Source organism: Pseudomonas sp. NFX1, from assembly GCF_051123555.1.
Lineage (GTDB): Bacteria > Pseudomonadota > Gammaproteobacteria > Pseudomonadales > Pseudomonadaceae > Aquipseudomonas > Aquipseudomonas capeferrum.
Genome location: NZ_CP169366.1, coordinates 1,927,786 through 1,940,589, shown reverse-complemented (window position 1 = coordinate 1,940,589; position 12,804 = coordinate 1,927,786). Strand labels below are relative to the sequence as shown.

Genomic DNA, 12,804 nt, shown 5'->3' with positions numbered 1-12,804 from the left:
GCGTTCGCGCGCAAATCCCACAGGAATAACTGGCCCGAAACAAACGTAGGAGCGAGCGTAGCTCGCGATGCGCCGCGCGGGCGGCGCTCGATCTTCGCCCCACCTCCAAACCCAAGACAGACACCTAGCCGCCATTACCTTATCTCCCGACAAGGGCATAGCAGCCTCACTTCCCCCACATTCCTTGAAGAACCATAAAAAGCCGAGGACATCCTTGTCTCAGTCGCTCGTGCGGCACGGGCCTGAACAGCATCATGCCCATGTTTTTAGACACGGTCTTCGCCTGATCTATGCTAGGGGCGAAAACCTGTTATCGATCAAAGACTGTTGAGGCCTCGCACGTGGGGCAGGAGCAAGGATGGCCCAGTCAAAGAAAATCAGAGTCATGTTGTCCAGTCGCTGCAACGACCGTTTTCCCGCTGGCAGCGATCAAACCCTCAGCAGTATCCGCGCGCAGCTCAAGCGTGAAATAGAAGGCACGACGCTGTTCGGCAAACAACTGTTCGAAGTCTGGATCAACGAAGATGCACCCCCGGCCGATGGCATGCATGACAGTTGGGACGCTTGTTTACAAGCCGTGCGCGATTGCGATGTGTTGTTGGTGCTGTCCAATGGCAATGCCGGCTGGGCCAGTGGTGACGGTGACATCGGCATCTGCCATGCGGAGTACATGGAAGGGCTTGCCACCACGCGCGGGAAGGTGCGCTTCATCGCCATGCCGAATATTCCGGTCGGTGATACCCGGGAAGCTGAGGCAGCACGTAACCAGCGCTTCCAGGCGTTTATCGCGCAACAGACCCCGTTCAGGGGGGGAATGGTCTCAACCGTCGAGCAGTTGCGCGACCGCGTTCAGGAAGCGCTGCTCGACGCAGTGGTCGTTCTGACCCAGCGTGGGGTAACCGCTGCCGCTTCGAGCCGCTTCGACATGGGCCAGGCGCTCGATTGGACACGGATGGACTTTCGTCAGCGCAAACGCGCGATGGAAACGGTGTTGCTGCAGGCGCTTACGGGGGGCGAGGCCCCTGTGGGCGATGCGTATGCCATTGTTCCAATGGCCGACGTGAATATCGCTGTGTTTGTCCATGCAATCCCGGCTGCGTTCACCGTTGCCGCTGCGCGTGAGTTGGTGGGCAAGCCCTTTCTTCGGGACCATGAGCATGCTCATTTATTGCAAGACGCGCATGGGCCGGTGCACCTGATTGCCTGCCATCGGGGGGCTACAGAGACTCAGGCCACGGCGTTGCTGGGCTTTGCTGATGCAACGGTGGTCAGCGGACCCTTCGGTGTGTTTGTCGCCGATGATGTACAGAAGGTACAGTTTGCCTTCCTGGCCAACTGCCGCGATGCGTCGCAAACGCGCCATGCGCTGCAGCGCTTCAGAGAATGGCTGGACCAGACCGGTGAAGCGCAGAGGTTGGCCAAGAGAGCCGTTTCGCGCGCCAGAATTGTCAGCGTTGTTGCTGCCGAGCTTGAGGGGAGATAACAGGGATGTCCAAAGCACGCTTTACCGTAGGGCCGGTGTTGTCTTTTCGCGGCGTCAGCGAAGCCGGGCAGTGGCAAGTGACTGCGTTGCTCGGGGTTGCAAAGGGTTCTGCAGTCCCCGCGCTGGTTATTGAAGGGCGGGCATGCGCTGCGCCGAAGGTGTTGCTGGAGCATGGCAAGGAAACCATCCTTCGCTATGACCTGAGCTGCGAGCAACAGGCCCAGGAGCGAACGGTGCAATTTGGTGTAGCGCAGGGCGGGCCGCAATGGCAGTTCTGCGTGCCCGGCCGAGACTATGCCCCGAGAATGGCCTACGTCTCTTGCAATGGCTTTTCCGACCCTAGTGGCATGCGCAAGTTGGTGCGCCCTGAAAACGCCGTCTGGGCTGACCTGATCAGCAACCATGACAGTGCGCTGCGCGATGCAGGTTACGTGCTGGACAAGGAGCAGCTTTGGCACGAAGCCCGTATCCATGACAAGGGCTTGAAGCGCTTTCAATTGCTGTTGATGGGGGGCGACCAGATTTACTTCGACTCGATCTGGGAAGATATAACCGCGCTCAAGAAATGGGTCGGGCTGTCGCGCAAGGAGCAGTTGGCATTCAAGGTAGGCGTGACGCTGGACAAGGAGATCGAATCTTACTATTTCGGGCTCTATGCCAAACGTTGGCTGCCGGATACTCGGCGTGACTGGGGCCAGGCCAAGCCGAACCTGGATGCCGCTGATGCGATGGCGAGAATCCCCACGGTGATGATGTGGGACGACCACGACATCTTCGACGGCTGGGGGTCTTACAGCCCCGCCATGCAGCACTGTGAGTTGTTCCAGGTGATGATGCGCCACGCGCGCAAGGCGTTCTGGGTGTTTCAGTTGCAGCATGCCCTGAATGACTTGCCGCCGCTGCAAGGGCTGAAGCGTGCAAATGTTTCCCAGCAGGACCCTCAGTACGAGCCGATAGCATGGCGCACACGGCTGAAAGGGGACCGTTTGGCCTTGCCACTTCTGGATGGCCAACCGGGCTTCAGTTTCGGCTTTCACATAGGGCCGGTATCACTGTTCGTGGCTGATTTGCGCACCGAGCGTTCACGCACCCAGGTGATGGGGGCCGCGACCTGGGCTGCCATGCAGGCTTGGCTCGGCACACTGCGTGACGGTGAGCCTGCTCATCCGGGGAGCAAATGCCAGCACCTGATCTTCATGTCCTCGGTGCCAGTCGCGCACCCCAAACTGTCCCTGGCTGAAGGGTTACTCGATACCTTCGGCCAGGACCATGTGCTCGACAGCAATGCTGACGACCTCAAGGACCATTGGTCGCACGGCGATCACGAGGGCGAGCGCAAGCGCCTGCTGGAATCGCTGACCCGGATTGCCGAGCAGAGGTTGCTGCGGGTATCCATCGCGTCTGGGGATGTGCATGTCGCGGCGTGGGGCAGCTGCTATCGCCGAGACATCCCGCCGACCTCGAACTGGGCGCAGATTCAGCAATTCACCTCGTCGGGTGTGGTGCATCCATCGTTGATCGGCGTGGCCGAACGGCTGTTTCTGCAGTTGCTGAACCACACCGCCAGCAAAGTACAGTCCATCGATGTGCAGCACTGTGTCGAGATGATGCTGTTCCCGGGGTTCAATCGCTATGTGATGCCATCCCGGAACTGGTTGGCGTTTGAGTTGGACATGGGCGGTGAGGTCGGTAGCAAGCTGTGGGCGACCTGGCGCTGTGAAACGGAGGCAGGGTTTTCCAACCACCTGCAGGCGGTGCATCCGGCTCAGAAGTAGAGCGTGCCAACAAATCCGGGCCTCAGTGCAGCCGATCGGCATCCTGCGGCCATTGCGAGCATCAGATTGGCTCACTCGGCTTGACCCTGATCAGACCACGGTCGGTGTGGGGGCAAGCCAACGCCCGCCCCGTCAGATCAATCTACCCGCACAAACACGTTCTTGGCCATGTCACTGCCACCAACGGCTTCCAGGCGTTTGCCGCCATCCAGTACGCGAACGTTGATCAGGGCTACCCCGTCCTTGTTGCGAGCAGTGACCACATCATCTTTGCGCTCCCACTCGTCGACCTTGACCTTGTTGCCGTTGGCGATGATGTAGTCGCTGGAGAACTCTACCGTCTGCTTGGGACCCTGGAAGCCCATCACGGTGGTGGTTTGTTCGTAAGTGCCTTCCAGCGCGTCGCCGCCGCAGCCGGCCAGTACGCAGAACGGCAACGCCATGAGCAAGAATTTGAGTTTACGCATGAGATTTCCTTATCGGTTGGTGGTGATGTCGGCGGGTCAACCCATGGCGGCCGTTGATTCAATCAAGACGCGCCATGCGCTGCCTTACAGGGGGCAGAGCTTACCTGAGTGACGCCGAGGTATCACGAAATGTCATCAACGCCTCTCACTAACGCGCACTTGGCCCAGCTCGGCCAAGTAGAGCCGCCCGGGGATTCCGGGCGTCATACGGGCAGGGTGGATTACTTGAACAGCGGCACGCCGCTGAGCTTCTGCAACTCGTCGAAGTCGATGTCGGCGCAGATCTCTATCACCTGCAGCCCATCGGACGTCACCTCCAGCACGGCCAGGTCGGTGTAGATGCGGCTTACGCAACCGATACCGGTCAGCGGGTAGGTGCACTCGGGTACGAGCTTGCTTTCGCCGGACTTGGTCAGGTGGTCCATCATCACGAACACTTGGCGGGCGCCCGTGGCGAGGTCCATCGCACCGCCTACGGCCGGGATCGAACCTTCGGCGCCGGTGTGCCAGTTGGCCAGGTCGCCCTTGACCGACACCTGGAAGGCGCCCAGTACGGCGATGTCCAGATGGCCGCCACGCATCATCGAGAAGGAGTCGGCGTGGTGGAAGAAGGCACCGCCGGTGAGCAGGGTCACGTGCTGCTTGCCGGCGTTGATCAGGTCATCGTCTTCTTCACCCGGCGCAGGGCTTGGGCCCATGCCCAGCAGGCCGTTTTCGCTGTGCAGGAATACTTCCTTGTCGCCCAGGTAATTGGCCACCAGGGTCGGTGCGCCGATGCCCAAGTTTACGTACGCGCCTTCCTGAATGTCTGCGGCCACGCGCTGGGCCATCTCGGTACGGGAGAGTTTTTTTGTGATGGTCATGGCAGGCCTCAGACAGCGTTGGCGATCGAAGAAGCGGCAGCGCCGGTGACGGCGACCACGCGCTGGACGAAGATACCCGGGGTGATGATGTGTTCCGGGTCCAGTTCACCGAGTTCGACGATCTGGTCAACTTGGGCGATGGCGGTCTTGGCGGCCATGGCCATGATCGGGCCGAAGTTGCGGGCGGCCTTGCGGTAGATCAGGTTGCCCCAACGGTCGCCCTTGTGCGCCTTGATCAGCGCGAAGTCGGCGTGCAGCGGCATCTCCAGAACGTACTGGCGGCCGTCGATTTCACGGGTTTCCTTGCCTTCGGCCAGCAGGGTGCCGTAGCCGGTCGGCGAGAAGAACGCACCGATGCCCGAGCCCGCAGCACGGATACGCTCGGCCAGGTTGCCTTGCGGTACCACTTCCAGCTCGATCTTGCCGGCCCGGTACAGTTCGTCGAACACGTAGGAGTCGGACTGGCGCGGGAACGAGCAGACCACCTTGCGTACGCTGCCCGCCTTGAGCAGTGCGGCAAGCCCGACCTCACCGTTGCCGGCATTGTTGCTGATGATGGTGAGGTCGCGGGTACCGGTGGCGATCAGGGCATCAATCAGTTCAGACGGCATGCCGGCAGTGCCAAAACCACCGACCATGATGGTCGAACCGTCGGTGATGCCTTCCACCGCGCTGGCGATGGACTCAAACGTTTTATTGATCAAAGCGAGCTCCTGGTTTTTCCTGGAGTGTGGGTTATCGACCTTGTCTTCGCGTGGCGAAGCGGTGGGCCAATCAGCACCTAGGAATTGTTGGGTGACTGCGTACTAGCGTGCCGCAAGATCGTGCACAAGTAGAGGGAGCTAAGCGGATTTTGTGCGATTATCGAACTGTTGTGCGATGTGTGAGTATTGAGTGCAACGCCTGTCGACCCGCTGCATTCTGATCTGAGAACCGCTCAAACATCAGCTCCCGCAGCCTGCGTTAGGGCTTTCGACGAGTTCGCCGCGATGCTTTACAATAGGCACATGTGCCTACGAGGCTTTCCATGTACCCGAAAGACAAGCTCCTGTGGCTTATCGAGCAATCAGGCGTCACCCAAGCCCAAGCGGCTGAACTTATTGCCCAGGAAACCAAGCGTCCATGTAGCGTACGTAGTGTGCGAGCTTGGCTGGCGGCCTCTGATAAATCCAGCGCACGACCCTGCCCAACCTGGGCGGTCAGCGCGTTGGAGACTCGACTACTTTTCCTGAATAGGATTGCTCGATGACAGGTGCAAGTACCTTGTTGCCGGACAGCACCCTACGGTTTTGGGAGCATTCCATTGCGCCTACGGGTCGGCCCTGAATGACTGGAGACACCGCCCATGCTTAAAAACCTGACGTTTGAAGGGGTTGGTCCTGCAGAGAGGCTCGCCATCGACTTCAAACCGCGCTTGAACTTCCTGACCGGTGACAATGGCCTGGGAAAAAGTTTTGTTCTGGACATCGCTTGGTGGTCATTAACGCGCACTTGGCCCAGAGATGGCATAGCCACCCCGCGTAAGAATGCCAGGCAGTCGAGCATCGCGTACTGCTATCAAGGTAGCACCGGCGAATTTGCTTACAAAAGTAACTTTGACCATGAGTCCCAGCAATGGTCGGTCAAACAGAGCCGCCCGGCGATTCCGGGAGTAGTGATCTATGCAGGCGTTGATGGCAGCTTCTCCGTCTGGGATCCGGCGCGTAACTACTGGAAGGGAGACACAGGAGAGACCGCAGCGCCGAACCGCCCACGTAGCTTCGACTTTTCGCCTGATGCGGTTTGGAATGGCTTGCTTTCCAGCGACGGCAAAACCCAACTCTGCAACGGGCTGATCAGTGATTGGGTTCTGTGGCAGGAAGGTAGCAAGCCTGCTTTCGATGATCTGGTCAAAGTGTTGGATGCTCTCTCACCTTCTGGTGTAGAAAAAATGAAGCCAGGGGAGCCGATGCGTGTAGGGGAGAGTGTTCGTGACATTCCCTCGTTGCGCATGCCATACGGGCAAGATGTACCGTTGACTCAGGCATCGGCTGGAATGCGTCGTATCGCGGCATTAGCCTACCTGTTGGTATGGACCTGGCGGGAGCATCAACTGGCTTACGAGCGTTACCGGGTACAACCGGCAAGAGAGATCATCTTTCTGATTGATGAAATAGAGTGCCACCTGCATCCGGAGTGGCAACGCCGTATCGTCCCAGCGTTGCTCAATGTGATGAATGCACTGACCGGAAGCCGTGAGGTACCTGTACAGCTATTGGCGGCGACTCATTCGCCGCTGGTGCTGGCTTCGGTCGAACCTGATTTTGATGAGTCGCGTGACTGCATCTGGGATTTCGATCTTGTCGGTACCGAAGTGCAAGCATCGCTCTATCCGTACTCGCGTAAAGGGGATGTGAATGCCTGGCTGTCTTCTGCGGTTTTCAACCTGAAGGAGCCCAGCTCCGTGGCTGCAGAAGAGGCGCTGGGGCGTGCGCGGACATTCTTGCGGGAAGTCAGCCTGCAGAAGGCGCCATTGACAGCTGAGCAGAAGCACACGCTCTGCGATATTGATTCGGCACTTCGGGGTAGCCTGAGTGATGTCGATTCTTTCTGGATTCGCTGGAGCCATTTTCGCGAGCAGAGGCTGGGCAACGAATGATCCGAGTCGAGCCAGAGGGTGAGCCTGAGCGCTTTGATGAGACAGTAAGACAACCCGGGCTTCGTGCCATTGCCGAACTGGTAGGTGAAGAGGGCTTGCCCGCGCGTAGAGGGCGGCCCAGGAAGGTAGTGGCGCAGACCCGGGACGCTATTCCGGCCGACAAGTTTCCAGCTGTATGGACTCAGGCCCTGCCGGACTTGATGGCGGCATACGGCCGTCTCTGCGCTTATATCTGCATCTATATTGAGCGCGTCACCGGCGGCGGTTCAGTGGACCATATGCTACCCAAGTCTTATGCGTGGCAGGATATTTATGAGTGGCAGAACTATCGTTTGGCCTGCACCCTGATGAATGCCCGCAAAAATAACTATCAGGATGTACTCGACCCTTTCGAGGTTGAGGATGGGTGGTTTCGTCTTGAACTGGTCAGCTATCAGGTCATACCAGGCGAAGGCCTTGATCCAATGATCGAGGCGCGGGTGCTCGCCACTATCGAGCGCCTGAAACTGAACGATCACTATTGTTTGAAGGTTCGTGAGGAGTACGCAACCGCATTGTTCGATGGTGACATCACATTGGACTATTTGCGTCGGCGCGCGCCGTTTTTGGCAAGGGAGATCGAAGGGCAGTTGGGGGCCTAAACGCTGCAAGAGATCCTCGGTTGCTGTACAGGGCTCGTCAGGCTCGGTGGGCCTTCCAGCATAGTCAGCGGCAGAAGATGCACCCGGGTCCAAATGTGGGTAGCAACGCCGCCAGCAAGGTAACCATCAACCTGATTACGCCCCCCCGAAGCGCTGGCGGCCAGCCGTGCCAAATGCAGCCCTGCCTCCCTTACTGCGAAAAATAGCGCTGGACTGTATCGAGATATCAGTCAACGAAGTCGATGACCTTTTTCTCGTCTGTTGCCTTCTCGAGGGGTGACGGAACGGGTACCCATTGAGGGTACCTTCAACCCAACATTCGAGTCTGCGTCCACTGCAAGTCCATCATAAAGCTGGAGAGGGACTGCGACGAGAATGAACACTCAAGCCACCTCAATCCCCCGTCCCAGCGAGTAGTGCCAACAAGGCGTCGGCATCCAGCTTTGCGCTCACTTCACCACCTTCCAGCAGGCTGTCGGCCAAGTCCCTTTTGCGAGCGTGCAAGCCGACGATCTGCTCCTCGATGCTGTTCTCGGCGACCAGCCGGTAAATGGTCACCGGGCGCTGCTGACCAATGCGATAGGCGCGGCCACTGGCCTGGTCCTCCACCGCCGGGTTCCACCAAGGATCAAGATGGATTACATAGTCAGCAGCGGTCAGGTTCAGGCCACTGCCGCCGGCCTTCAGGCTGATGAGGAAGATCTCACCTGAACCCGCTTGGAAGGCATTCACTCGGCGCTCCCGTTCTTTGGTGGGTACGCTGCCATCGAGGTACTGGTAGGCGATACGCTTTTCCGCGAGCAGGGTGCGGACGATGCTCAAATGGTCAACGTACTGGCTGAACACCAAGGCCTTGTGGCCATTAACCGCAGGGCACCATCGGCCGCCCCCAGCAGACTCAGCAGCACACTGTTGCGCCGCTGTGCAGCCACGGCGAAGTACCGCCCTTCGTTACGCTGCTCCACGTCGACCCAGCCTTGGTCCTGCAGCAATTGCAGCAGGCTGACCAACGTAGCGGCATCAAGCAGCTTGCCACCCGAGTCACAGATACCCATGGTTCTCAGCTGTTTGAGCAGCGAAGCTCGCCCCTTGCCAGGGAACGCCGTCGCCAGGGCATAGAGCAGGCCCCTGCAGTTATCGGGCAGAGCGTCTGGGCAGAGCAGTTGAAGAGACATCCTGGGCCCCGTTGGAGCGGTTGGGCGTTTGTACGTATGCCGATTCAGAGGCTGTCCGGGTCGCCGAAAAACATTTGACTGGGCTCTAGTACGGTAATTTCAGGAAAGGGCGGGAGTGTACTTCAGACACAGACCGGACGGGAAATGCCGGGTTGCCATAGGGGTCGTCTACCGGAAAAGTGCTCCAACCTCAGGTGTCGGGGCGCATTGGCCTTTCATTGTCGGCCCCATGCGCTAGCCTGATCACGCAGGCATAGGCGCATGGCGCGCCAGAAGAGCCCAAAGGGCCGATTGTTCGCGTTGACCGTGGAGCTAAGGGATGGGGCGTCGTACCGACAAGAAGGACCTGGGTTGGCAACTGAAGGCTTGGTGGTGTGTGGCGGTGTTGATCACCCTGGTGCTCGGCCCGTCGGGCTTTGCGTTAGCTGCTCAGGAAGCCGGCCAGGCACCCAGGCCTGTGACCGAGTCCGAAGGTTACGTGGCTACCACGACATGCCTTGGCTGCCATGTCACGCAGGCCAAAGCATGGAAAGATTCAGATCACGGCTGGGCCATGCGCGATGCCACCGAGGCCAATGTCCTGGGCAATTTCAAGCGGGCATCGTTCGACGAGGCCGGGGTAACGGCACGCTTCTTCCGCAACCAGGGTGGTTTTTTCGTCAATACCGAAGGTGAAGACGGTAGACCGGCAGATTTTCAAGTGCTCTACACCTTCGGCCACTATCCGCTGCAACAGTATCTGGTAGCCCTGCCCAGGGGGCGCCTGCAGGCCTTGACCATCGCTTGGGACAGCCGAACCAAGGGGGAGGGCGGGCAACGCTGGTTCTCGCTCTACCCAGGCCAACGCTTTGCCCCCGATGACCCCTTGCACTGGACTGGCCGCTACCAGAACTGGAACGGCATGTGCGCGGATTGCCATTCAACCCGCTTGATGAAGAACTACGACGATCGTCAGGACAGCTTCGCTTCCACCTGGAAAGAGCAGAATGTCGGTTGCCAGAGTTGCCATGGACCCGGCCAGGCGCATGTCGACTGGGCGAACAAAGCTGCGCCTGGCGATCACACCCACGCGTCGGCCAAGGACATCGGCCTGGCAGTCGACTACAAGGCACTGGGCAGCCAGGGCCAGGTCGAGCAGTGCGCGTTCTGCCACAGCCGCCGGCAAACGCTGGGCGTGGGCCAACTGCCCGGTCACCCGCAGCTTGACCAGAGCCTGCCGGCGACGCTGCGTAGCGGCCTGTATCACGCCGACGGCCAGATCGACGGTGAGGTGTACGAGTTCGGCTCGTTCACGCAAAGCAAGATGTACAACGCAGGTGTTGGTTGTACCGATTGCCACAATCCGCATACCAGCAAGGTGAAAGTCGAAGGCAACGGCCTGTGCCTGCAATGCCACAACGGCAACCCCCCGGTGGCCCGCTTCGCCACGTTGCAGGCCAAGGATTACGATACCCCCGCCCATCATCATCATGTTGCGGGCAGCCCCGGCGCCCAGTGTGTCAGCTGCCACATGCCGACCAAGACCTACATGGTGGTCGACCCCCGTCGTGACCACAGTTTGCGGATCCCGCGGCCAGACCTCGCCAGCAAGGTCGACAGCCCCGATGCCTGCACCGCCTGTCACAAGGACCAGCAACCGGCCTGGGCGGCCAAGGCAATCGAGCAGTGGTTCGGCAAGCAGCAGCGGCCTGCACTGTTTGGTGAATCGTTCCAGGCGGTGCGCAACGGGGAAGGGATACCGTTGAGCTTGTTGAATACGGTCCTGGCAGACAAGAGCAAGCCGACCATCGTTCGCGCCAGTGCCGCCGAACAGATGGCCGACCTTGGCCCGCAGGCGTTGATCAGCCTGGGCTGGGCACTCAAGGATCCGAGCCCGCTGGTGCGCGCGTACGCAGCGTCGGGCTTTTCAAGCGTGCCGCCGGAGCAGCGCCTCAAGCCGTTGCTGCCCTTGCTTGAAGATCCCGCCCTGGCAGTACGCGACGAGGCGGTCCGAGCGCTCGCCGATGTGCCCAAGGCGCAGGTGCCGGTGCAATCGCTGGACACGTTCAGCGCTGCGTTGGCGGACTATGAGACACGTCTGCGCGGCAATGCCGACCTGCCCGGTGGGCGCTTGAACCTGGCGGTGCTGTTGAACCGCCAGGGGCGCCAGGAAGAAGCCATGGACCAGTACCGTCAGGCATTACGCCTGGACCCGTACTTTGTCCCTGCACGGGTCAACCTGGCTAACCTTGCAACGGCCGAACAACAGCTGGATGAGGCGGAAAAGGTGCTGCGTGCAGGCCTGGCACTGGAGAAGATGCCGGCCACTGACCACGGCAACCTGGCCTATATGCTGGCACTGCTGCTGGTAGAGCGACGTCAGCCTGAGGAAGCGCTGAACTGGATGGAAAATGCGGCCGTTGCGCTGCCGGGTAATTCGCGCATCCGCTACAACCAAGGCCTCTTGCTGTCGCGCATGAACCGCCGCGATGAAGCCTTGGTGGCCCTTGAGCGTGGGCTGCAGCAGGCACCGGAGAACGCCGATCTGCTGTACTCGCTGATCTACTTGCATGCCTTGGCCGGTGAACGCAGTGAAGCCTATGCGTATCTCCAGCGCATGCGCAAAGTCGCCCCTGACGATCCTCGATTGCAGAGCATCGAGCCCTATTGGCAAAAGTATGAAAGTACTCACTGAGCTGGCGCTGTCGAGCTAAGCGTCTAGATTTACCTCGTCGCCTTCAGCAGTTGCGAACATCCAGGGGGCATCCTGTCGGTGCCCCGGCTGACAAGGAAGGGATCAGTGGATATACGCGAGCAAATAGCCGAGCTTGAGGCCAGCGTGGCGCAGAGCGTGCTGGGCCAGGCGGATACCATACGCCATGTGATCCTTGGCTTGCTGGCCAATGGGCATGTCTTGCTGGAGAGCCTGCCAGGGCTGGCCAAAACGCGCACGGTCAAGGCCCTGGCGACGCATCTGGAAGCCAGCATGCGGCGCATTCAGTTCACTCCGGACCTGCTGCCATCGGACATCACCGGTGGCGAAATCCTCCAGCAGACCGCGCAGGGCAACGAGATCAAGTTTCAACCCGGGCCGCTGTTTGGCAACGTGATTCTTGCCGACGAAATCAACCGGGCCCCGGCCAAGGTTCAGGCGGCCCTGCTCGAAGCCATGGAAGAGCGCCAGATTACCGTGGCCGGCCAGAGCTACCCGATGTCTGGGTTGTTCATGGTGCTGGCAACCCAGAACCCCATCGAACAAGAGGGCACCTATCCGTTGCCCGAGGCGCAGATGGACCGCTTTCTGATGAAGCTGCAACTGGACTACCCCAAAGTCGAGGATGAGACCCAGGTACTTCGCCTGGTGCGCAGCGAGGAACAGCAAGCCGGACACGCGCACCAGGCGCCTCAGCGCTTGCCCCAAGAGGTGGTGTTCGCAGCGCGCAGCGCCATTGCCGGGATTGAAGTTTCGCCAGCGGTCGATCGCTACCTGATCGATCTGATCAATGCCACTCGCCACCCGGCCGAGCATGACCCCGACCTTGGGCGCTGGATCAAGATCGGCGCCAGCCCGCGTGGCGGCATCAGCCTGGACCGGGTGGCGCGCGCCCATGCCTGGCTGGCCGGGCAGGATTTCGTCACGCCGGACGATGTGCGGGCGGTGGTCCACCCCGTGTTGCGCCACCGCCTGCAGCTGTCCTATGACGCCGTCGCCGATGGCATCGGTGCCGACCAAGTGATCGATCGGCTGCTGGACAAAGTGGCGATCCCGGCCTGAGCGGAGTG

General features: G+C 60.0%; 11 protein-coding genes. 6 read left to right on the top strand and 5 right to left on the bottom strand.

Annotated features, from left to right (window positions below):
• Positions 1 to 358: 358 nt before the first annotated feature.
• Both DJ563_RS08430 and DJ563_RS08425 read left to right on the top strand, forming a co-directional pair.
• Positions 359 to 1,483, top strand: coding sequence for a DUF4062 domain-containing protein (locus tag DJ563_RS08430; RefSeq protein ID WP_434519266.1), 1,125 nt, complete (start codon positions 359 to 361; stop codon positions 1,481 to 1,483).
• Between the two features lie 5 nt (positions 1,484 to 1,488).
• Positions 1,489 to 3,258: an alkaline phosphatase family protein gene (locus tag DJ563_RS08425; protein ID WP_434519265.1), complete on the top strand. Its 1,770-nt coding sequence runs from the start codon at positions 1,489 to 1,491 to the stop codon at positions 3,256 to 3,258.
• 137 nt (positions 3,259 to 3,395) lie between these two features.
• On the opposite strand, the gene DJ563_RS08420 is transcribed toward DJ563_RS08425, so the two are convergent.
• From DJ563_RS08420 to DJ563_RS08410, 3 genes are all read right to left on the bottom strand, one after another.
• A complete protein-coding gene (locus DJ563_RS08420; protein ID WP_434519264.1) occupies positions 3,396 to 3,725 on the bottom strand; it encodes a hypothetical protein in 330 nt (109 codons plus the stop codon).
• 221 nt (positions 3,726 to 3,946) lie between these two features.
• Positions 3,947 to 4,588: a 3-oxoacid CoA-transferase subunit B gene (locus DJ563_RS08415; RefSeq protein WP_434519263.1), complete on the bottom strand. Its 642-nt coding sequence runs from the start codon at positions 4,586 to 4,588 to the stop codon at positions 3,947 to 3,949.
• Between the two features lie 8 nt (positions 4,589 to 4,596).
• Positions 4,597 to 5,292, bottom strand: coding sequence for a 3-oxoacid CoA-transferase subunit A (locus DJ563_RS08410; RefSeq protein ID WP_274100069.1), 696 nt, complete (start codon positions 5,290 to 5,292; stop codon positions 4,597 to 4,599).
• Positions 5,293 to 5,933: 641 nt separating this feature from the next.
• On the opposite strand from DJ563_RS08410, the gene DJ563_RS08405 reads away from it, so the two are divergent.
• Both DJ563_RS08405 and DJ563_RS08400 read left to right on the top strand, forming a co-directional pair.
• A complete protein-coding gene (locus tag DJ563_RS08405; RefSeq protein ID WP_434519262.1) occupies positions 5,934 to 7,226 on the top strand; it encodes an AAA family ATPase in 1,293 nt (430 codons plus the stop codon).
• Positions 7,223 to 7,867, top strand: a complete 645-nt coding sequence (locus DJ563_RS08400) for a hypothetical protein (protein ID WP_434519261.1) — start codon at positions 7,223 to 7,225, stop codon at positions 7,865 to 7,867. The genes DJ563_RS08405 and DJ563_RS08400 overlap by 4 nt, the downstream gene beginning before the upstream one ends.
• Positions 7,868 to 8,260: 393 nt before the next feature.
• On the opposite strand, the gene DJ563_RS08395 is transcribed toward DJ563_RS08400, so the two are convergent.
• Positions 8,261 to 8,713, bottom strand: a complete 453-nt coding sequence (locus DJ563_RS08395) for a DEAD/DEAH box helicase (RefSeq protein ID WP_434519260.1) — start codon at positions 8,711 to 8,713, stop codon at positions 8,261 to 8,263.
• Positions 8,686 to 9,042, bottom strand: coding sequence for a hypothetical protein (locus DJ563_RS08390; protein WP_434519259.1), 357 nt, complete (start codon positions 9,040 to 9,042; stop codon positions 8,686 to 8,688). The genes DJ563_RS08395 and DJ563_RS08390 overlap by 28 nt, the downstream gene beginning before the upstream one ends.
• 319 nt (positions 9,043 to 9,361) lie before the next feature.
• Between DJ563_RS08390 and DJ563_RS08385 the strand changes: the two genes are divergently transcribed.
• Positions 9,362 to 11,716: a tetratricopeptide repeat protein gene (locus DJ563_RS08385; RefSeq protein WP_434519258.1), complete on the top strand. Its 2,355-nt coding sequence runs from the start codon at positions 9,362 to 9,364 to the stop codon at positions 11,714 to 11,716.
• A gap of 105 nt (positions 11,717 to 11,821) precedes the next feature.
• On the top strand, positions 11,822 to 12,796 hold the full coding sequence (locus DJ563_RS08380) for an AAA family ATPase (protein ID WP_186655933.1): 975 nt from the start codon (positions 11,822 to 11,824) through the stop codon (positions 12,794 to 12,796).
• Positions 12,797 to 12,804: the final 8 nt, after the last annotated feature.

What these genes read in the sequence shown, in the direction of transcription:
- DJ563_RS08425 (WP_434519265.1), top strand. Translation starts at nt 1,489, where the DNA reads ATGTCCAAAGCACGCTTTACCGTAGGGCCGGTGTTGTCTTTTCGCGGC.
- DJ563_RS08420 (WP_434519264.1), bottom strand. Translation starts at nt 3,725, where the DNA reads ATGCGTAAACTCAAATTCTTGCTCATGGCGTTGCCGTTCTGCGTACTG.
- DJ563_RS08385 (WP_434519258.1), top strand. Translation starts at nt 9,362, where the DNA reads ATGGGGCGTCGTACCGACAAGAAGGACCTGGGTTGGCAACTGAAGGCT.
- DJ563_RS08390 (WP_434519259.1), bottom strand. Translation starts at nt 9,042, where the DNA reads ATGTCTCTTCAACTGCTCTGCCCAGACGCTCTGCCCGATAACTGCAGG.
- DJ563_RS08430 (WP_434519266.1), top strand. Translation starts at nt 359, where the DNA reads ATGGCCCAGTCAAAGAAAATCAGAGTCATGTTGTCCAGTCGCTGCAAC.
- DJ563_RS08400 (WP_434519261.1), top strand. Translation starts at nt 7,223, where the DNA reads ATGATCCGAGTCGAGCCAGAGGGTGAGCCTGAGCGCTTTGATGAGACA.
- DJ563_RS08415 (WP_434519263.1), bottom strand. Translation starts at nt 4,588, where the DNA reads ATGACCATCACAAAAAAACTCTCCCGTACCGAGATGGCCCAGCGCGTG.
- DJ563_RS08405 (WP_434519262.1), top strand. Translation starts at nt 5,934, where the DNA reads ATGCTTAAAAACCTGACGTTTGAAGGGGTTGGTCCTGCAGAGAGGCTC.